We start from the raw sequence: 18,119 nt of genomic DNA, 5'->3' as shown, positions 1-18,119 counted from the left end.
TAGCGTCGGGGCATGCCTCGCGCCATCGTCGTCACCGAGAACACGCCCGCCGCTCTCCGGGAGGTCGACGACGAGTTCCTCCGGGGCGCGTCCCCCGACGCCGCCGACGTGCGGGTCGAGGTCACGCACTCCGGGCTGAACTTCAAGGACGGCATGGCGCTGGCGCACGACCCCGGCGTCGCGCGCGTCAGCCCGCTCGTCCCCGGCATCGACCTCGTCGGCACCGTGGCGACGGGATCGCGCTTCGCGCCCGGCACCGCCGTCGTCCTGAACGGATCGGGCATCGGCGAGACGCGCCACGGCGGTTTCGCCGAGCGCGCCTTCGTGCCGGAGGGCAGCCTCGTCGCGCTCCCGGCCGGCATCGACGCGAGGCGGGCGGCCGCGATCGGGACCGCCGGGTTCACCGCGATGCTGAGCATCCTGCGCCTCGAGCGCGACGTCGCCCCCGGCGACGGACCCGTGCTCGTCACCGGCTCGGCGGGCGGCGTCGGATCCATCGCCATCGCCCTCCTCGCGGGTCTCGGCTACGAGGTCACGGCCTCGACCGGTCGGCCCGAGCAGACCGACTACCTGCGCTCGCTCGGCGCGGCCGACGTGATCGATCGCGCGACGCTCTCGGAGGCCGGGCGCCCGATGCAGAAGACGCGGTGGGCAGGAGCCGTCGACTCCGTCGGCAGCCACACCCTGGCGAACGTCCTCGCGCAGACCCGCTGGGGCGGAACCGTCACGGCGTGCGGTCTGGCGCAGGGCAGCGATCTCCCCACGACGGTGCTGCCGTTCATCCTGCGGAACGTCACCCTGGCCGGGGTGAACTCGGTCGACGCGCCGCTCGCCCTCCGTGAGGAGGCCTGGGCGCGGCTGGCCACCGACCTCGACCTCGAGCTGCTCGACTCGCTGACCACGGAGACGACGCTCACCGACGTGATCGGGCTCGGCGACGAGATCCTGGCGGGCAGGATCCGCGGGCGGACGGTCGTCGACGTCAGCGCGTGACTCGGCCTCGACAAACCGGGTCGAGGTATTCTAAAGTCTGCATACCCGATACATTCTCCCGCATGGAAGGTGAGGCATTCGCGGCCCCGTCGTAGGGCGTGCCGCGTCGGTTCCTCCGCCGTCAGCATCCGAGGGAGACGCGGAAGTCGCCCGGCTTCCCGCCCGATAGGCACAGAACACAGGGAGTTCCCATGCCAGTACCCCGCCCCTCCGACGAAGCCCCCGCACCCCGGCGGCTCCTGCGCGACGTCGTCTACGACAAGATGTACGAGGCCATCCTCGACGGGACTCTCGAGCTCGGCGAACGCCTCAACGACGACGAACTCGTCCGCTGGCTCGGCGTCTCCCGGACCCCCGTGCGCGAAGCCATCGCCAAGCTCGGCGAGCAGGGTCTCGTCGACATCGAGGCGAACCGGTACACCCGCATCGTCAAGCCGTCGTTCGAGAACTTCCTCGACACCGTCCGGAGCGGTTACTCAGTCTGGGCCCTCTTCGTGAAGCGCGGCGTGCCCCTCCTCTCCGACTCCGACCGAGCCTTCGTCGTCAAGGGGCTCGAGAAGCGCGCCGCCGACTTCGCGGCCAAGCGCCCGGAGGACCTGGCGAATCTCGTCGCCGTGAACGACCGCCTCCTCGAGGCCGCGGCCAGCCCGACCCTCACCCGGATCTGGGGCTCCACCGGGCCGATGACGCTGTTCGTCTTTCGGCGCGCCGGCGCCAACGGCGTCTTCCCGTACGAACCGGGCGCGGAGTTCTCGGCCAAGCTGGCCGAGGCCGTCAAGAAGAACGACGCCGACGAGGCGTGGCGCCTCGTCGACACGCAGCCCGACCGCTTCGACGCCTACTACGACGAGGTCCGCGCGCTGGGCATCTACCCGCCGCAGTAGGTCCGTCGCCGCCGCTGCGCGTCCGTCCGTCCGTCCGCCGCCGCCGCCGCCGAGACTCCACAACACGCCGCTCACCTTCGGGAAACGTGGCCAAACGCGGAGTCTCGCGCGCGCGATCGCCCGGTCCGCCCCGGCTCCGGCTCCGGCTCCGGCTCCGCCGAGACTCCACAACACGCCGCTCACCTTCGGAAAACGTGGCCAAACGTGGAGTCTCGCGCGCCCGAGGACGCCCGGTCCACCCCGGCTCGGGCTCCGGCTCCGGCTCCGCCGAGACTCCACGACACGCCGCTCACCTTCGGGAAACGTGGCCAAACGTGGAGTCGTGCGCGGCGCCGCGCCGCACGGGGGGCGAACGCGCCGCGCGCGAGCGCCTAGGGCGCGACCGCAGCCGCAGCGGCCTTGGCCGCCCGGGGCAGCGCCTCCACGATGCGCGACAGCGCGCGGTCGTCGTGCGCGGCCGTCAGGAACCACGCCTCGAACACCGACGGCGGCAGGTTCACGCCCGCGTCGAGCATCGCGTGGAAGAACGGCGGGTATCGCCACGCCTCCTGCGCCCGGACGTCGTCGTAGTTCGTGGGCGGCGTGTCGAGGAACGCGAACGAGAAGAGCGATCCGGCGCGCTGGACGGTGTGGGCGACACCCTCGCGGGAGAGGGCGGCGCTCGTCTCCCGCGCGACGAGGTCGGCGACCTCGTCGATCTTCTCGTAGACCCACGGCTCCGCGAGGCGGAGGGTCGCGATCCCCGCGGCCACGGCGACGGGGTTGCCGCTGAGCGTTCCGGCCTGGTAGACGGGGCCGAGGGGCGCGAGGTAGTCCATGACCTCGGCCCGCCCGCCGAGGGCGGCCAGGGGCATGCCCCCGCCGATGACCTTGCCGAACGTGATGAGGTCGGGCTCCCAGCCCGCACCGTCGGGCACGACCCGCGACGCCTCGAGGCCCCACCAGCCGGCGCGGCCGACGCGGAACCCCGTGAGCACCTCGTCGACGATGAGCAGGGCTCCGTTGCGGCGCGTGATCTCGGACAGCGAGCGGTTGAAGCCCCGCGACGGCGCGAGGACGCCCATGTTCGCGGCCGCCGCCTCGACGATCACGGCGGCGATGCGCTCGGAGTTCTCGTCGAAGACACGGCGGACCGCCTCGAGGTCGTTGTAGGGCAGGACGATGGTCTGCGCGGCGGTCTCCGCGGTGATGCCGGCCGAGCCGGGCAGCGAGAGCGTCGCGAGACCTGACCCGGCCTCGGCGAGCAGGGAGTCGGAGTGCCCGTGGTAGTGCCCGGCGAACTTCACGAGCAGGTCGCGCCCGGTGTACCCGCGTGCCAGGCGGATCGCGGTCATGGTCGCCTCGGTGCCCGTCGACACCATACGGATCTTGCCGAGCGGGCGCTGGTCTCCGTGGCTGACGCGCTCGCGCACGAGCTCGGCCAGCTCGGTCTCGCCGGGGGTCGACGCGCCGAACGTCAGCCCGCGCGCCGCCGCCTCCTGAACGGCCTGGACGACCGCAGGATGCGCGTGCCCGAGGATCGCGGGCCCCCACGACGCCACCAGGTCGACGTACTCGCGCCCCTCGGCATCGGTCACGTAGGCGCCCTTGGCCCCCACGAGGAAGCGGGGAGTGCCCCCGACGGATCCGTAGGCGCGGACGGGCGAGTTCACGCCGCCGGGGATGGAGACCTTCGCGCGCGCGAAGGCCCGGTCGTTCGCGGTCTGGGTGACGGTCACGTGTCGCTCCTAGCGGATCGCCCGGGCGGGATCGCCCAGGCCTCGAAGTCGCTGGGCCAGGTCGACGGCCCAGTAGGTGAGGATCGCGTCGGCTCCGGCGCGCTTGATGCCGAGGACGCTCTCGTAGCTGGCGGCGTCGAGGTCGATCCAACCGCGCTCGGCGGCGGCCTGCATCATCGAGTACTCGCCCGAGATCTGGTACGCCCAGACGGGGACGTCGCTGGTTGCGGCGGTGTCCGCGAGGACGTCGAGGTAGCTCATGGCCGGCTTCACCATCACGATGTCGGCACCCTCGTCGAGGTCGAGACCGACCTCGCGGGCGCCCTCGCGACGGTTGCCGTTGTCCATCTGGTAGGTGCGGCGGTCGCCGGAGAGCGACGACTGGACGGCCTCGCGGAACGGGCCGTAGAACGCGCTGGCGTACTTCGCGGCGTAGGCGAGGATCGCCCGGTCGGCGTAGCCGTGGCTGTCGAGCGCGTCGCGGATGGCGGCGACCTGGCCGTCCATCATGCCGCTCGGGGCGATGATGCGGGAGCCGGCCTCGGCCTGCATCACGGCCATGTCGCGGTACCGCTCGAGCGTCGCGTCGTTGTCGACCACGCCGTCGGCGTCGAGGACCCCGCAGTGGCCGTGGTCGGTGAACTCGTCGAGGCAGAGGTCCGTCTGGACGACGAGGGCGTCGCCCGCCTCCTGCGCTGCCACGCGCGTCGCCACGTTGAGGATGCCGTCGGGGTCGGTCGCGCCCGAGCCCTCCGCGTCCTTCTTCTCGTCGAGGGGCACTCCGAAGAGCATGACGCCGCCGATGCCGGCCTCGGCCGCCTCGGCGAGGGCCGGTCGGAGGCTCTCGAGCGAGTGGTGGACGACCCCGGGCATCGAGGAGATGGCCTGGGGCTCGGTGATCCCCTCGCGCACGAACATCGGCAGGATGAGGTCGGCCGGATGCAGACGGGTCTCGGCCACGAGGCGGCGGAGGGCGGGGGTGGCGCGCAGGCGCCGGCCGCGGACGGCGGGGAAGGAGGACATCACAGGCTCTCGGGGGACGTCGACCCGGCGTCGCGCGTCGGGTCTGTCAGGGGGGATCCGATGCTCGAGGCGTGCTCGACCACGGCGGCGACCAGGCCGGCCGCGGACCGCGTCTCGGCGATCAGGTGGACGGGGAGTCCGGCCGCGCGGGCGTCGAAGGCGGTTCGCGGACCGATGCAGGCGACGACGACGCCGTCGGGCAGGGGGGCGAGCTGCGCGGCGATCTGCCGTGCGACGCTGCCGGAGGTGATCAGGACGACGCCGATGGAGCCGTCCTGGAGGTCGCTCCTGACCCGGTCGTCGACGGCGACGCCCACGGTCCGGTAGGCGGCGACGAACTCGGCGTCGAGTCCGCGCTCGGCGAGCCCCGCTACGAGGGTCGGCTCGGCGATGTCGGACTGGGGCACCAGGATGCGGCCCTGCACCTGGTCGAGCGGCCACTCCTTGAGCAGACCCCTCGCCGAGTTGTCGTTCTCGGGGACGAAGTCGACGCGGATCCCGGCCAGGCCGAGGGCCGCCGCCGTGGTCTCGCCGACGGCCGCGACGCGCGTCGTGGGGGCGGGCCGGATGCTGTTGCCCATGAGGACGTCGACGGTCGTGGCGCTCGTCACGACGAGCCAGTCGTAGTCGCCCGCCTCGAGACGGAGCAGCGCCACCATGAGGTCGTGGGCGTTCTCGCTCGGCGCGAAGTTGATGAGCGGAGCGATGACCGGCTGCGCGCCGTAGCCGCGAAGGGTGGCCGCGACCGAGTCGCCCCACTTGCCGCCGCGCGGCACGAGGACGCCGACGCCCTTGAGCGGCTTCTCCGAGGTCGCGCGGACGTCGCTCACTCCGTGCCGCCCAGCGGCGCCAACTCGGCCGCCCCGGTGGCCAGGAGCTCGGCGACGACGCGCGACGCGACGTCGTGGACGTCGGAGAGCTGGGAGGCGAGGGAACCCTGCTCGAGGGTGACACCGTGCGAGGCCGTGAGCCGCGCCGTGCCGTCGGGGCTGTAGACGGTCGCGCTGAGGAGCAGGAGGCCCGCGTCGACGACGGCGGTGGCACCGATGGGAGCCGCGCATCCTGCCTCGAGGCCGGCGAGGACCTCGCGCTCGGCCGTCACGACGAGGCGCGTCTCGCGGTGGTCGAGGGCGCGCAGGCCCCTGAGGAGAGCGGGGTCGGAGGCGTCCTCCCGCGTCTCGAGAGCGAGGGCGCCCTGGCCCGGCGCGCTCGGCCAGAAGCCGAGGCCGAGGAGTTCGGTGGCCGCGTCGAGGCGACCCAGGCGGCCGAGACCGGCGGCCGAGAGCAGGACCGCGTCGAGGTCGTCTCCGACGCGCCGGAGCCGCGTGTCGACGTTGCCTCGGATGTCGACCACGTCGAGATCCTGCCGTCGGGCCCGGAGCTGCGCGACACGTCGCGGTGATCCCGTGCCCACTCGCGCCCCGTCGGGGAGCTGGTCGAGAGTCAGGCCGTCACGCGCGCAGATCGCGTCGCGGGCGTCGGCTCGGGCGGGGATCGCCCCGAGCTCCAACCCCGGGTGGGCGGCGGTCGGAAGGTCTTTCAGCGAGTGGACGAGGAGGTCGCACTCGTCGCGGAGCAGCGCCTCGCGGAGCGCACTGGCGAAGACGCCCGTGCCCCCGAGGGTCGCCAACGACTCGGTCGAGCGATCGCCCTCGCTCGTGACCGTCACCAGCTCGACCTCCTGGCCGGTGGCCTGGGCGAGGCGATCCTTCACGAGGGTCGACTGAGCGACCGCCAGGGCGGAGCCGCGGGTTCCGATGCGAAGTGCTGTCACAGATGCCTTAGGGGATCAAGCCGGAGACGGCCGTTTTGAAGCCGAGACGGACATTCTCGCAGCACCCGGGGCGACACACGTCGTACCAGGGGCCGAGGTCGGTCAGGTGCGGGCGGTCGGCGGCCGGGACGCCGTCGCGGCGCTCCAGGACCAGGTCGACGAGACCGGTCACGTAGACGGGGTCGATGCCGGGGGTCGGCGTGCGCGTCGCCCAGAAGCCCTCCTCCGCCGCGGACTCGAGGGCCTCGTTGTCGAGATCCCACATGACCTCCATGTGGTCGCTCACGAAGCCGAGCGGCACGATGACGACGGCCTTGGTCGGTGTTCCGGCCAGGGCGTGGATCGCGTCGTTGATGTCGGGTTCGAGCCACGGCATGGACGGCGGGCCGGAGCGCGACTGGAAGACGAGCTGCCAAGGGACGCTCGTCTCGGAGTCCAGTTCGAGCGCGGCCTCGGCGGCGGCCATGACGACCTCGGCGACGGCGCGGTGCTGTGCCGCGTAGGCGCCCTCGTCGTCGAAGCCGCGGGCCTCCGGGCCGCTCTTCGAGGCGTCGGAGGACGGGATCGAGTGCGTCGAGAAGAGCACCTGGACCTCGGTACCGAGGTCGAGCGAGTCGATCTCGGCGCGGGCCTTGAGGAGCCCGTCGCGCACGCCGTCGATGAACGGCTGCACGAAGCCGGGGTGGTCGAAGAACTGCCGGACCTTGTCGATCTGGACGCGGTCGGCGAGCTCGGTGTCGTCGAGGGCCATCGCGAAGTCCTCGCGGTACTGGCGGCACGAGGAGTACGAGCTGTAGGCGCTGGTCGCGATGGCGATCAGCTTCGTGAAACCGCGGTCGGCGGCCTCGCGGACGGCGTCGGTGAGGTAGGGGTCCCAGTTGCGGTTGCCCCAGAGCACGGGGAGGTCGATCTCGCGCCGGGCGAGCTCCTCCTCGAGCGCGGCCTTGAGCTCGCGGTTGTGCTGGTTGATCGGGCTGACGCCGCCGAAGTGGCGGTAGTGGTGGGCGACCTCTTCGAGGCGCTCCTCGGGGATGCCGCGCCCGCGCGTGACGTTGCGGAGGAAGGGGATGACGTCGTCCTGCCCCTCCGGCCCGCCGAAGCCCGCGAGGAGGATGGCGTCGTAATCGGTGGGCTCGCTGACCCACTCGGGACCCTGAGCCGCGGCCGGGGTGGCGTTGCGGACGAGCTGACCGTTGGTGATGTTGCTCATGAGAGGACCTCGCCGATCTCGTTCGTGGGAATTCTCCGGCCCGTGTAGAACGGGACCTCTTCGCGGACGTGCCGCCGTGCCTCGGTGTAGCGCAGGTCGCGCATGAGGTCGACGAGCTGGACCAGCTCGGGGGCCTCGAGCGCCAGGATCCATTCGTAGTCGCCCAGGCTGAAGCTCGCCACCGTGTTGGTGAGCACCTCGCGGTGCACCGACCCCTTGATGCCGTGGTCGCGCAGCATCTCGCGACGCTCGGCGTCGGGCAGGAGGTACCACTCGTAGCTGCGGACGAAGGGGTAGACGGTCAGCCAGGTCTCCGGCTCCTTGCCGCGCATGAAGGCGGGGCTGTGGTCTTTCGAGAACTCCGCCTCGCGGTGCATCCCCATGGCGTTCCAGGTGGGCAGGAGCCCGCGCAGGAGGTTGCTTCGGAGGAGCTTGCGGTACACCGACTGGAGGCCTTCCGGCGCGGTGCCGTGCAGCCAGATCATCAGGTCGCTGTCGGCCTTGAGACCGCTCACGTCGTAGAAGCCGCGCACCGTGACTCCTGCCTCGGCGGCCGCTTCGACCACCCCGTCGATCTCGTCGACGTCGAGGGCCTCGGCGACGTAGGGCCGACCCGGGTCGCGGCGGAGGACCGCCCAGAGGGTGTACCCGAGGGTCTCCCCCTCCGGCGAGAAGTCGTGCGGGGCGGATGCGGGGGCGTCAGTGGCGTGCGGGTGCGCATCGGCGCTGGAATTCATAGCCCCTATCATCCCTTGTCCGGCTGAGTGCGTCCGTCGGGTGCTTCCAGGTTCGCTTCATCTCGAACGAATCCCTCGTCCGGCCCCGACGGGGTGGACCGCGGGGTCGGCTACCGGCGCTGCGTCCCGACGAGGACGCCCCGGGCGAGGATCTGGCCGTCGACCCAGGGCAGCAGCCCGACGAAGTCCGTCAGCGCGGCGTCGCGCGGGATGGCCCGGTCGAGCGCGTACACGTGGAACCCGTAGCGGTGGGCGCCGTGGCCGGGGAGAGCGCGCGGACCCTGATAGCCGCTCCGCCCGAAAGCGGCGGGGACGAAGCGGACACCGGGCGTGCGGGCGTCCAGCTTGCCCTCGCCGAGGATCGCCAACGCCGTGTCGAGCAGGGCGATCGTGTGGATCAGGGGACGCGGCAGCGGCACGTCGATGTCCTCGACGACCAGCAGGAGCTGCGCCGTCGCCGCGGGGAGCCCCGTCACCTCGAGGGCCGGGGAGGTGTTCGCGCCCACGCCGTCGCCCGCGTGCGCCAGGGGGATGGTGTCGCCCGGGCCGAACGAGGGACTCGTCACGCGGAGGGTCTCGGGCGCCTGGAGCTGACGGGTGTTGGCGACGCTCCAGCGCTCCCCGGCGCGGCGCCAGCGCAGGGCGCCGCCGAGGAGGGTCAGCGGGAGGGTCGAGGCCATGGGGTCAGACTAGTGAGTCGGCCCTGGCAGGAGCCGCGGACCGATCGGGCGGGACGGGCCGGGCCGCCCCGGTCCATTCGAGATGGCTCAGCGACGACGCAGCGCCACCAGCGCGATGCCGCCGACGACGGCGGCCACCGAGACGGCGGCGACCAGCCACGGCTTCGGGTCGCGGTCGAAAGACGCCTTGGCGCGGTGGCCCTGGATGCCGAGCTGCTTGGGGATGTTGAGCTTGTCCTCCAGCTCGTTCAGCGTCGCGGCGAGGTCGGCCCTCGTGCGGTCGACCCGTGCCTGGATCTCGTCGGCGCTGCTCATCAGAATCGTCCTCCCACGTCGGAGCGCGGGATCCGGCCCACGCCCTTGACCGCCTTGATGTCGTTCTTGACGCTGTCGATGGTCTTCTTCGGCAGCGGCGGCAGACCCTTCTTGATCTGCAGGTAGCCCACGAACCCGAGCAGCGCCGCGATCACGAGGAACAGGGCCGCGACGAGGAGCGCCGCGAGCCACAGCGGCATCACGAGCGACAGGGCCGCGATGCCGGCGCCGATGAGGCACAGCAGCATGAGGAACAGGAACAGCAGCGCACCGACGACGAGACCCGCCCCGATGCCGAACACCTTCGCCTTGGCCAGCAGCTCCTGCTTGAGGAGTGCGATCTCGCCCTTGACGAGGTCGGTGACCAGCGTGGGGATGTCGCCGAGCAGCCCGAAGAGCGAGCGCGGTTTCCGCGCGTGGTGGATGCTGTCGGCTTGTGTCGACTGGGTCATGGACTCCCTCTCAGGGCGAACGTGGTGGACGAACGAGGTGGGCGGGCGATGCCGGGCTCGCGGTGGGCGGGATGGGTCGGGGTACGTCGCGCGGTCAGCGACCGGCGCGAGCCGTCGTCGAGCGCGGCTTCGTCTGGATGCCGAGGATCTTCTTGACGAGCCAGACCGTGAGGTTGAAGAGCCCGACGACGATGCCGGGGACGATGTCGCCCGCGGCGGCCGAGGCCTTGTCGACCTGCTTCTGGATCGGGCGCGAGTGCCAGAACTTCGAGGCTCCGGCCGAGATCTGCTTGTAGCGCTGGTGGCCGGCGCGCGACCCGAGCACGTACCCGATGGCTGCTCCCGCGACGAAGATCAGTTTGCCCTGCATGAAGCCTCCACAGACGTTTCACTCGACCGAACGGCCGGTCTCACCCAGGGTAGTCCGGTCGCGGCCCCCTTTTCCCAACCGCCTCAGTCGACGGGCTCGTCGACGATCCCGGCGGCGGCCGTGCGCGCACCGGCGATCACGCCCGCGAGGCCCCGACCCGCGACCGCACCGCCCACGCGGAGGACGTCGCCCCGTTCTTCGACGACCGAGCCGCCCGACGGGGCCCGGAGCGGCGGGGTCCACTCGATCCGGCCGACGCCGTCGACCCGGGAGTCGTCGAGGGGGGTCCCGAGGATGGCCTGCGCGTCGGCGAGCGCCAGGGCCCGCAGCTCGACGTCCGCGGTCGCTCGGGTGACGACGGGCGCGTCGTAGCTGAGGCGGAGCACGTGCCGGCCCTCGGCGCGCTCGGCGACCCAGGCCCATTTCACGCTGGCGTGGGTGAGCGCCTTGGCTCGGATGCTCGGCTGCCCGGGAGCGACGAGGACGCCCGTCCCGCGCGGCGCCGCGTCGAGCTCGGGGGCGCGGACCACGAGCGTCGCGAGCGTGATGAGGCCGGTCGCCGGAGCCGCCCGGCCGTCGAGAGCCGCCGCGTCGCGGGCGCCGAGCGCCACCACGACGTGCGACGCCGTCAGGCGCTCCCCCGAGTCGGTCGTCACGGACGACGAGTCGTAGGAGCGGGCGCGCGAGCCGAGCCGGACGTCGACCCCGAAGGTCTCGAGGTCGGCGGCGAGCTCGTCGACGAGGCGGACGATGCCGCCGCGGATCCCGCCCACCGCGGATCCTGCCTTCGAGAGCGAGCGGAGCTCGCGCACGGCGCGGGCGAGGGAGTTCTGGTGCAGGAGCTGCTGGCGGAGCCCCGGCGCCACGCGGTCGACGTCGAGGTCGTCGGGGTGTGCCGAGTGGACACCCATGACGACCGGGGTGACGAGTCGGTCGAGGACGGCGCTGCCCATCCGGCGCCGCACGAGGGGCCCGAGCTTCTGCTCCTTGGCGCCGACGGGCCCGGGCAGGAGGCTGTCCATCTCGGCGCGGAGGGCGGCCCTGGTGCCGATGACGTCGATGACGTCCCGCGCCATCGCGGTGCCGGGGATGCCCAGGATGCCCGTGGCCGGGAGCGGGAACGCCCCGCCGTCGGATTCGATCACCCACGCCCCGCGCGGATCGGGTGCCACGAGCTCGTTGCCGAGGCCGAGCTGCGTCGCGAGCGTCGCGACGATGTCGCCGCGGGTGGCGAAGCTCTCGGCTCCGGCGTCCAGGTCGACGCCCGCGACGGTGTGGCGGCTGACCTCGCCGCCGAGACGGTCGCCCGCTTCCAGGAGGACGACGCGCCTCCCCGCCCTGCCGAGGTCGCGCGCCACGACGAGACCGGCGATCCCGCCGCCGATCACGACGGCGTCGAAGGCGGGTGCGGGCGACGTGGTCACAGCGAGTGCGCCAGGTCGACGATGCGGGTCAGAACGGCCGGGTCGGTGTCGGGGTTGACGCCGTGGCCCAGGTTCAGGACGTGGGCCGGTGCGGTCCGACCGCGCCGAGCGACGTCGCGGACGTGCGCCTCGAGGACGGGCCAGGGCGCCTGCAGGAGCGCAGGATCGATGTTGCCTTGCACCGGCGTGGCCCCGCCGAGCCGCCGCGACGCCTCGTCGAGCGGGATGCGCCAGTCGACGCCCACGGCGTCGGTCCCGACGTCGCGCATGGCGGCGAGGACCTCGCCGGATCCGACTCCGAAGTGGATGCGCGGGACGCCGAGATCGGCCACGTGGGCCAGCGCCCGCGCCGAGAACGGGGCGACGCGCGACGTGTAGTCGGCGAGGGAGAGGGAGCCGACCCAGGAGTCGAACAGCTGTGCGGCACTCGCGCCGGCGAGCACCTGCGCGCGCAGGAACGCCCCCGTGACGTCGGCCGCCCAGGTGAGCAGCGCCTCCCACGTCTCGGGGTCCGAGTGCATCAGCGTGCGGGCGCGGATGTGGTCCTTCGACGGGCCGCCCTCGACGAGATACGCCGCGAGCGTGAACGGCGCGCCGGCGAAACCGATCAGGGGCGTCTCACCCAGTTCGGCGACCGTGCGCGCCACCCCCTCGGAGATGGGGGCGAGGCTCGCAGGATCGAGGGGCTCGAGCCGAGCGACGTCGTCGGCCGTGCGGATGGGCGACTCGAGCACCGGACCACGGCCGGGCACGATGTCGACGGCGACCCCCGCCAGCTTGATCGGAACGACGATGTCGCTGAAGAAGATTCCGGCGTCCACGCCGTGCCGGCGCACCGGCTGGAGCGTGATCTCGCTCGACAGCTCGGGGGTGAGGCAGGCGTCGAGCATCTTCGTGCCCACGCGGAGCTCGCGGTACTCCGGGAGCGAGCGCCCGGCCTGGCGCATGAACCAGACCGGCAGGCGCTCGGGCCGGTCGCCGCGCAGCGCGCGCACCAGCGGCGACCCCGAGGTGAGGCCCGAGGCGAGAGGGTGCGCGGGGGGCAGGGCGGTCGCGGTCGGCGTGTTCACGTCGGGCATTCTCGCACTCCGCGCCTGGGGGTGCCCCGGCCGGCCCCGTCGGAAGGACGGCGGCCGGCCGAGGGCGCTAGACGCGGACGACCATCTTGCCGACGTTCTCGCCGCGCAGGAGCCCCAGGAAGGCGTCGAAGGTCGCGTCGACGCCGTCCACCACGGTCTCGTCGAAGACGATCTCGCCGGCGGCCAGCCACGGGGTGAGCTCCTCGCGGAACGGGCCGGCGAGGTCCCAGTGATCGCCCATGGTGAAGCCCTCGAGCCGGAGGCTGCGGGTCACGATGTTGGTCATGCCGGTGACGCCGCGGTCGGCGCCCGTGGTGTTGTAGGCACCGATCGCGCCGCAGACGGCGACCCGGCCGAAGCGGTTCAGCGTGGCGAGCGCGGCGGAGAGGTGGTCGCCGCCGACGTTGTCGAAGTAGACGTCGATGCCGTCGGGGGCAGCACCGCGCAGCTGGGTGAGGACGTCGCCGTCCTTGTAGTTGAACGCCGCGTCGAAGCCGTACTTCTCGGTGAGGAGCGTGACCTTCTCGTCGGATCCTGCGCTGCCGATGACTCGCGCGGCACCCTTGAGGCGGGCGATCTGACCGACCATCGAGCCCACCGCTCCGGCGGCGGCCGACACGAAGACCGTGTCGCCCTCCTTCATCGCGGCGATGCGGACGAGGCCCGTGTAGGCGGTCAGGCCGGTGAGGCCCAGGGCGCCGAGGTGCGACGCGAGCGAGACGCCGGGTGTCTCGTCGATGCGCTGGAACTGCGCGGCGGGGCCCTGCGCGACGTCACGCCAGCCGAAGTTGTGCGTGACCGCGGAACCCACGGGGAGGTCGTCCGCGCGGGACTCGACGACACGGCCGACGGCGCCGCCGGTCATCGCCTCGTCGAGCCCGAACGGCGGGATGTAGGAGGGGACGTCGTTCATCCGACCGCGCATGTACGGGTCGACGGAGAGGAACTCGTTGCGGACGCGGACCTCGCCCGCGGCCAGGTCGGGGAGGGCGACCTCACGGCGCGCCACGTCGTCGGTCGTGGGCTCTCCGTGGGGGCGCTTCACGAGGTGCCACTGGATGCTGGTGCTGTCGGTGCTCATCCTCCGACCCTAGGGCCGCCCGGTGAGCGGACCCTCAGAACCGCTTGCGCAGCACGACCATCCGGAGGTCGTCCCGGCGCGGCAGCCCGAAGCGCTCCTCGCCGTAGGGGAACGGAGCGAAAGCACCGGTCCGCTCGTAGCCGCGCCGCTCGTAAAAGGCCAGGAGTTCCGGCCGTTGCTCCAGCACCGTCATCTCGATCGCGGGGAGCTCCCACTCCTCGGCGGCGATGCGCTCCGCCTCGGCCAGCACCTCCTTGCCGAGCCCCGCCCCCTGACGCGACGGCGAGACGGCGAACATGCCGAAGTAGGCGAGGCCGTCGGCCCGCCGCACCACGTTGCAGCAGGCGACGATCTCGTCGCCGTCGAGCCCCACGACGACCCGGCCCGCAGGATTCGCGAGGTCGTCGGCGAGGAGGCCCGCGTCGATCCGCGGCCCGTCGAGCAGGTCCGCCTCGGTCGTCCAGCCGGCGCGGCTGGCGTCGCCCCGATAGGCCGAGGTGACGAGCGCCACGATCGCGTCGGAGTCGGACAGGCCGGCGGGTCGGAAGAAGAGCACGCTCCGACGATAGCGACGGGATGATCGTCGGGATGATCGAGGACTCACGCGAAAGCACTCTCTCGGTGTCGAGAACACTCGGAGCGGCTCCAGGTGGGCGGGGTTACCATACTGGACGTGCTTATCTGCCTGACGGCGTCTCATCAGAACGCCAGTTTCGACCTCCTCGAGAAGTTGAGCGTCGGCGCACCCACGGCAGCCACCACCCTCATCGAATCCAGCGATTTCGTGTCGGGAGCCGTCGTGCTCGCGACGTGCAACCGGTTCGAGGCGTACCTCGACATCGAGGAGCCCCTGACCGCGGCGGGTGCCGTCGCCGTCGAGGCGACCATCGCCACGATGAGCGAGGCGAGCCACGTCGACGCGGACGACCTCCGCGACAGCGTCACCGTGATCACGGGCGACGGTGTCGTCGAGCACCTCTTCGCCGTCAGCGCCGGCCTCGAGTCGGTCGTCGTCGGCGAGGACGAGATCTCCGGGCAGGTCCGGCGCGCGCTCGAGCGGGCCCGCACCGACGGCACCACGTCCTCCGACCTCGAGCGCCTCTTCCAGAAGGCCTCGCACACCTCGCGCGGCGTCAAGAACCGCACCGCCCTCGGCGGCGCGGGCCGCTCGCTCGTGCGCCTCGCCCTCGAGCTGGCCCAGAGCCGCGTGACCGACTGGGGTCAGGCCCGCATCCTGCTCGTCGGCACCGGCCAGTACGCGGCCACCACCGTCGTCGCGCTCCGCGACCGCGGGGCCGCCGACATCGGCGTCTACTCGGGCTCGGGCCGCGCCGAGCGCTTCGCCGGCAAGCACGAGCTCACCGCCTGGAGCGACCTCGCCGAGGCCGTCGCCTGGAGCGACGTCGTCATCACCTGCACGTCGTCTCCGACACCCGTCGTCACCCCGGCGACCGTGACAAGCGGCCAGCGCCGCCTCATCATCGACCTCGGTCTCCCGCGCAACGTCGACCCGCTCGTCGTCGACGTCGACGGTGTCGAACTCCTCGACCTCGAGACCATCAGCCTCCACGCGCCGCTCTCCGAGCTGAACGCCGCCGACGACGCCCGGGCCCTGGTGGGCGAGGCCGCCGCGGAGTTCCACGCCGTCGCCGCGGAGCAGTCGCTCACGCCCGCCGTCGTCGCGCTGCGCCGACACGTCTTCGATCTCCTCGACGCGGAGATCGAACGCGCCCGCTCGCGCGGCGACTCCTCCGAGAAGACGGAGCAGGCGCTCCGGCACCTCGCCGGAGTCCTCCTCCACACCCCCTCGGTCCGGGCCCGCGAGCTCGCTCGCGAGGGCCGCGGCGAGGAGTTCCGCGACGGCCTCGAGGCGCTCTTCGGCCTGACCGACACGCGCGCCGCCCGGGCTGCGACGCCGCTCCGTCCCGCCGCACGCGGCGACGAGGCCGAAGCCGTCTGATGCTCGTCGAGGCGTCCGCGATCCTTACGGAGCGCCTCCTGCTGCGCCCGCTGACGATCGACGACCTCGACGACGTCCTCGTCTACCAGTCCGACCCCGAGGTTCTGCGCTACATGCTCTGGCCCGCCCGCGATCGCGCGGCGGCGCGCGAGCACCTGGAGCGGCGCGTCGACCTGGTGCGCCTGGCGCACGACGGCGACGGGCTCGTCCTGGCCGTCGAGACGCAGGAGTCGCCGGGTTGCGTCATCGGCGAGGTCAACGTGAGCCTGACGAGCGTCGCCGACAGGCAGGCGGAGGTGGGCTGGATCGTCGCGCCCGAGTTCCAGGGCCGTGGCTACGCCTTCGAGGCGGCCTCCCGGATCCTGCAGCTCTGCTTCGAGGACCTGGGGAGCCACCGGGTCCACGCGCGGCTCGATCCTCGCAACGCCGCGTCGGTGGCGCTCTGCCGCCGGCTCGGGATGCGCGAGGAGGCGCACTTCGTGGAGGACCTCTTCTTCAAGGGGGAGTGGGCCGACACGGGCGTGTACGCGATCCTCGAGGCGGAATGGCGGGCCCGCCTCGGCGACGCGCACGGAGCCGCCGGTCAGCCCACGGACAGCGCCAGCAGGTAGTCGTCGACCAGGTCGGCGAAGTCGTCGACGCGTCCGTCGATGAGGGCGCGCACCAGCGCGCGGACCAGGTCGTCGCGCACGGCGGCCGGGGCGGCGAACTCGATGCCGTGCGTCTCCTGCGAGACCTCGGAGAAGAGGATGGCGACCGGAGCGACGAGGTCGTCGACCAGCAGGCGGTCCGAGCGGCCGAGGAGGGCGCGGGCCAGCTCCAGGAAGACGACGAGGTCGGCCGGGGTCCGCAGGTCGAACAGCTCCGCGGCGCCCTGGCGGAGGTCTTCGCCGTCGATGACGGAACACGCCGTCTCGCGCGTCGAGACCGGACGGCGGACCATCGCCACCATGGCGCGCGCCAGGCGGTGCACCTGCGCCTCGGTGCCCGCGGGAGTCCAGGCGACACGGCCCTCGGCGATCGAGTGGCCCCGGGTGAGCACCCCGAGGAACCACGCCGTCTCGACGGCCTCGACGGCCTCGGCCCCGGTGATCCCGTGCTCCTCGGCCAGTTGGGCGGCGTGGACGGGTTCGCCGGGCAGGTGCCGACCGAGGGCGACGTCGGCGAGGAGGTAGTCGACCGGGTCGACGACGAGGGTGGTGCGGAGGGGAGCGCTGGTCTCGGCGAGCATGGGATCCTGCAATCTGTCGGGGCGACCGGGTCGTCGCGCATCTGAGATTGAATATTTCACAGAGATATGTTCGTGTCAAGAGGCGGACTCGACGCTCCGGATGCGCGAGCATGGAGGCATGGACCCGATCGTCGTCAGCGCTCTCGCCCTCGTCCGCGACCGGTGTCTGCTGATGGTCACGGCGCGCGGCCGAGACGTCCTCTACCTGCCGGGCGGCAAGGTGGAGCCCGGGGAGTCGGCGCGCGACGCCATGGTCCGCGAGGCCCTGGAGGAGGTGTCGCTGCGCCTCGATCCGGGGAGCGTCCACGAGCTCTTCACCGTGACCGAGCAGGCCCACGGTGAACCCGAGGGACGCCTGGTCGCCATGACGCTCTTCGCCGCGAGCTCTCCCGACGAGCCGCAGCCGGCCGCCGAGGTCGGATCCCTGACCTGGGTGACGACGCGCGACGCCCACCGCTGCCCGCCGGCCGGCGTGAAAACCCTCCGAGAGATGTACGCGCGCGATCTCATCGATTGACCCCGCTCCCCCGCCCGCGTGGCAGGGTGGACACATGAGTACACGCACCCGCTTCGCCGTCGTCGCGCTCGTCTCCCTCGCGGGTCTCGGGCTCGCAGGATGCTCGGGCACCTCCACCGCGCCGGCGGAGACGCCCGTCACCGCCAGCGCGCCCGCCTCCACGGCGCCCAGCACGCCGGCGACGGACGGAACCTCCCCGATGCCGACCACGAGCACGGGGACGGGAACCGGCACGGGGACGAGCGGTTCCACCGCCGCCTGCACCACGACGAACCTCCGGGCGACGGCCGGCCCCAACGACGGCGCGGCCGGAAGCGTGTACGTCAAGATCGTCCTCACGAACGCCGGGAGCGCCTCCTGCACGCTCCAGGGCTGGCCGGGCGTCTCCTTCGTCGGCAACGGCAACGGGTCGCAGATCGGCAAGGCGGCGGCGTTCGACCGGACGTCCGCCCACCCCACCGTCACGCTCGCACCGGGCAAGACGGCGAGCGCTCAGCTCCGCATCGTCCAGGCCGGCGTCTACGACGCCACCGAGTGCAAGCCGACCACGGCCGACGGCTTCCGGGTGTATCCCCCCGGGCAGACGGCGTCCCTCTTCGTCAAGGACGCCGGCGTCGCCGCCTGCGCTTCATCGTCGGTTTCCCTTCTGACCGTCGGCGCCCTCCAGTAGC

Annotated in this window: 21 protein-coding genes; 6 read left to right on the top strand and 15 right to left on the bottom strand. The window is 72.5% G+C overall.

Features of this window, described 5'->3' with window-relative positions:
• The first annotated feature begins 12 nt into the window (after positions 1 to 12).
• Together AS850_RS00600 and AS850_RS00595 are read left to right on the top strand one after the other, a co-directional pair.
• Positions 13 to 993 (top strand): MDR family oxidoreductase, encoded by a 981-nt coding sequence (locus tag AS850_RS00600; protein ID WP_119867371.1) that lies wholly within the window; start codon positions 13 to 15, stop codon positions 991 to 993.
• A gap of 191 nt (positions 994 to 1,184) precedes the next feature.
• Positions 1,185 to 1,877 carry a GntR family transcriptional regulator gene (locus tag AS850_RS00595; RefSeq protein ID WP_119867370.1) on the top strand — a complete coding sequence of 231 codons (693 nt, stop codon included), beginning with the start codon at positions 1,185 to 1,187 and terminating at the stop codon, positions 1,875 to 1,877.
• Between the two features lie 371 nt (positions 1,878 to 2,248).
• Here the strand turns inward: AS850_RS00595 and hemL are convergent, their stop codons facing one another.
• From hemL to AS850_RS00525, 14 genes are all read right to left on the bottom strand, one after another.
• On the bottom strand, positions 2,249 to 3,595 hold the full coding sequence (gene hemL / locus AS850_RS00590; RefSeq protein ID WP_119867369.1) for a glutamate-1-semialdehyde 2,1-aminomutase: 1,347 nt from the start codon (positions 3,593 to 3,595) through the stop codon (positions 2,249 to 2,251).
• 9 nt (positions 3,596 to 3,604) lie between these two features.
• Positions 3,605 to 4,618 (bottom strand): porphobilinogen synthase, encoded by a 1,014-nt coding sequence (gene hemB / locus AS850_RS00585; protein ID WP_119867368.1) that lies wholly within the window; start codon positions 4,616 to 4,618, stop codon positions 3,605 to 3,607.
• Positions 4,618 to 5,448 (bottom strand): uroporphyrinogen-III synthase, encoded by an 831-nt coding sequence (locus AS850_RS00580; protein WP_119867367.1) that lies wholly within the window; start codon positions 5,446 to 5,448, stop codon positions 4,618 to 4,620. Before AS850_RS00580 ends, hemB begins: the two co-directional genes overlap by 1 nt.
• On the bottom strand, positions 5,445 to 6,392 hold the full coding sequence (gene hemC / locus AS850_RS00575; protein WP_119867366.1) for a hydroxymethylbilane synthase: 948 nt from the start codon (positions 6,390 to 6,392) through the stop codon (positions 5,445 to 5,447). The genes AS850_RS00580 and hemC overlap by 4 nt, the downstream gene beginning before the upstream one ends.
• Before the next feature lie 7 nt (positions 6,393 to 6,399).
• Complete coding sequence (locus tag AS850_RS00570) at positions 6,400 to 7,602, bottom strand: ferrochelatase (protein ID WP_119867365.1); 1,203 nt, start codon at positions 7,600 to 7,602, stop codon at positions 6,400 to 6,402.
• Positions 7,599 to 8,339 carry a hydrogen peroxide-dependent heme synthase gene (gene hemQ / locus AS850_RS00565; RefSeq protein WP_119867364.1) on the bottom strand — a complete coding sequence of 247 codons (741 nt, stop codon included), beginning with the start codon at positions 8,337 to 8,339 and terminating at the stop codon, positions 7,599 to 7,601. The genes AS850_RS00570 and hemQ overlap by 4 nt, the downstream gene beginning before the upstream one ends.
• A 110-nt stretch (positions 8,340 to 8,449) precedes the next feature.
• On the bottom strand, positions 8,450 to 9,019 hold the full coding sequence (locus AS850_RS00560; protein WP_216819811.1) for a YbhB/YbcL family Raf kinase inhibitor-like protein: 570 nt from the start codon (positions 9,017 to 9,019) through the stop codon (positions 8,450 to 8,452).
• An 87-nt stretch (positions 9,020 to 9,106) separates the two neighbouring features.
• Positions 9,107 to 9,334 (bottom strand): DUF3618 domain-containing protein, encoded by a 228-nt coding sequence (locus tag AS850_RS00555; protein ID WP_119867363.1) that lies wholly within the window; start codon positions 9,332 to 9,334, stop codon positions 9,107 to 9,109.
• Positions 9,334 to 9,786, bottom strand: a complete 453-nt coding sequence (locus AS850_RS00550) for a phage holin family protein (RefSeq protein ID WP_119867362.1) — start codon at positions 9,784 to 9,786, stop codon at positions 9,334 to 9,336. The genes AS850_RS00555 and AS850_RS00550 overlap by 1 nt, the downstream gene beginning before the upstream one ends.
• Before the next feature lie 94 nt (positions 9,787 to 9,880).
• Complete coding sequence (locus AS850_RS00545) at positions 9,881 to 10,156, bottom strand: hypothetical protein (RefSeq protein WP_119867361.1); 276 nt, start codon at positions 10,154 to 10,156, stop codon at positions 9,881 to 9,883.
• A gap of 83 nt (positions 10,157 to 10,239) precedes the next feature.
• Positions 10,240 to 11,580, bottom strand: coding sequence for a protoporphyrinogen/coproporphyrinogen oxidase (locus AS850_RS00540; protein WP_236940785.1), 1,341 nt, complete (start codon positions 11,578 to 11,580; stop codon positions 10,240 to 10,242).
• Positions 11,577 to 12,659, bottom strand: a complete 1,083-nt coding sequence (gene hemE / locus AS850_RS00535) for a uroporphyrinogen decarboxylase (RefSeq protein WP_119867360.1) — start codon at positions 12,657 to 12,659, stop codon at positions 11,577 to 11,579. Before hemE ends, AS850_RS00540 begins: the two co-directional genes overlap by 4 nt.
• 67 nt (positions 12,660 to 12,726) lie before the next feature.
• Complete coding sequence (locus AS850_RS00530) at positions 12,727 to 13,740, bottom strand: NADP-dependent oxidoreductase (protein ID WP_119867359.1); 1,014 nt, start codon at positions 13,738 to 13,740, stop codon at positions 12,727 to 12,729.
• 34 nt (positions 13,741 to 13,774) lie between these two features.
• Positions 13,775 to 14,296: a GNAT family N-acetyltransferase gene (locus tag AS850_RS00525; protein ID WP_236940784.1), complete on the bottom strand. Its 522-nt coding sequence runs from the start codon at positions 14,294 to 14,296 to the stop codon at positions 13,775 to 13,777.
• A 117-nt stretch (positions 14,297 to 14,413) separates the two neighbouring features.
• Here AS850_RS00525 and AS850_RS00520 point away from each other — a divergent pair, with 117 nt between their 5' ends.
• A complete protein-coding gene (locus AS850_RS00520) occupies positions 14,414 to 15,700 on the top strand; it encodes a glutamyl-tRNA reductase (RefSeq protein WP_119867357.1) in 1,287 nt (428 codons plus the stop codon).
• Positions 15,700 to 16,311 (top strand): GNAT family N-acetyltransferase, encoded by a 612-nt coding sequence (locus AS850_RS00515; RefSeq protein WP_236940783.1) that lies wholly within the window; start codon positions 15,700 to 15,702, stop codon positions 16,309 to 16,311. Before AS850_RS00520 ends, AS850_RS00515 begins: the two co-directional genes overlap by 1 nt.
• Here the strand turns inward: AS850_RS00515 and AS850_RS16385 are convergent.
• Positions 16,284 to 16,931, bottom strand: a complete 648-nt coding sequence (locus tag AS850_RS16385; RefSeq protein ID WP_164088347.1) for a hypothetical protein — start codon at positions 16,929 to 16,931, stop codon at positions 16,284 to 16,286. The two genes, AS850_RS00515 and AS850_RS16385, sit on opposite strands and share 28 nt — an antisense overlap.
• Positions 16,932 to 17,049: 118 nt before the next feature.
• Here AS850_RS16385 and AS850_RS00505 point away from each other — a divergent pair, with 118 nt between their 5' ends.
• Together AS850_RS00505 and AS850_RS00500 are read left to right on the top strand one after the other, a co-directional pair.
• On the top strand, positions 17,050 to 17,448 hold the full coding sequence (locus AS850_RS00505) for an NUDIX hydrolase (RefSeq protein WP_119867356.1): 399 nt from the start codon (positions 17,050 to 17,052) through the stop codon (positions 17,446 to 17,448).
• A gap of 34 nt (positions 17,449 to 17,482) precedes the next feature.
• Positions 17,483 to 18,118, top strand: coding sequence for a DUF4232 domain-containing protein (locus tag AS850_RS00500; protein ID WP_119867355.1), 636 nt, complete (start codon positions 17,483 to 17,485; stop codon positions 18,116 to 18,118).
• Position 18,119: the final 1 nt, after the last annotated feature.

Origin of the sequence: Frondihabitans sp. 762G35 (assembly GCF_002074055.1) — a bacterium.
Classification (GTDB): Bacteria; Actinomycetota; Actinomycetes; order Actinomycetales; family Microbacteriaceae; genus Frondihabitans.
Note: the sequence above shows the minus strand (reverse complement) of the source record. Positions and strands in the feature narration are given on the sequence as shown.

Bases quoted from the DNA above. Each gene is read 5' to 3' on its own strand.
- AS850_RS00600 (WP_119867371.1), top strand. From the start codon at position 13: ATGCCTCGCGCCATCGTCGTCACCGAGAACACGCCCGCCGCTCTCCGG.
- AS850_RS00595 (WP_119867370.1), top strand. From the start codon at position 1,185: ATGCCAGTACCCCGCCCCTCCGACGAAGCCCCCGCACCCCGGCGGCTC.
- hemB (WP_119867368.1), bottom strand. From the start codon at position 4,618: ATGTCCTCCTTCCCCGCCGTCCGCGGCCGGCGCCTGCGCGCCACCCCC.
- AS850_RS00570 (WP_119867365.1), bottom strand. From the start codon at position 7,602: ATGAGCAACATCACCAACGGTCAGCTCGTCCGCAACGCCACCCCGGCC.
- hemQ (WP_119867364.1), bottom strand. From the start codon at position 8,339: ATGAATTCCAGCGCCGATGCGCACCCGCACGCCACTGACGCCCCCGCA.
- AS850_RS00560 (WP_216819811.1), bottom strand. From the start codon at position 9,019: ATGGCCTCGACCCTCCCGCTGACCCTCCTCGGCGGCGCCCTGCGCTGG.
- AS850_RS00555 (WP_119867363.1), bottom strand. From the start codon at position 9,334: ATGAGCAGCGCCGACGAGATCCAGGCACGGGTCGACCGCACGAGGGCC.
- AS850_RS00550 (WP_119867362.1), bottom strand. From the start codon at position 9,786: ATGACCCAGTCGACACAAGCCGACAGCATCCACCACGCGCGGAAACCG.
- AS850_RS00545 (WP_119867361.1), bottom strand. From the start codon at position 10,156: ATGCAGGGCAAACTGATCTTCGTCGCGGGAGCAGCCATCGGGTACGTG.
- hemE (WP_119867360.1), bottom strand. From the start codon at position 12,659: ATGCCCGACGTGAACACGCCGACCGCGACCGCCCTGCCCCCCGCGCAC.
- AS850_RS00530 (WP_119867359.1), bottom strand. From the start codon at position 13,740: ATGAGCACCGACAGCACCAGCATCCAGTGGCACCTCGTGAAGCGCCCC.
- AS850_RS00515 (WP_236940783.1), top strand. From the start codon at position 15,700: ATGCTCGTCGAGGCGTCCGCGATCCTTACGGAGCGCCTCCTGCTGCGC.
- AS850_RS16385 (WP_164088347.1), bottom strand. From the start codon at position 16,931: ATGCTCGCCGAGACCAGCGCTCCCCTCCGCACCACCCTCGTCGTCGAC.
- AS850_RS00505 (WP_119867356.1), top strand. From the start codon at position 17,050: ATGGACCCGATCGTCGTCAGCGCTCTCGCCCTCGTCCGCGACCGGTGT.
- AS850_RS00500 (WP_119867355.1), top strand. From the start codon at position 17,483: ATGAGTACACGCACCCGCTTCGCCGTCGTCGCGCTCGTCTCCCTCGCG.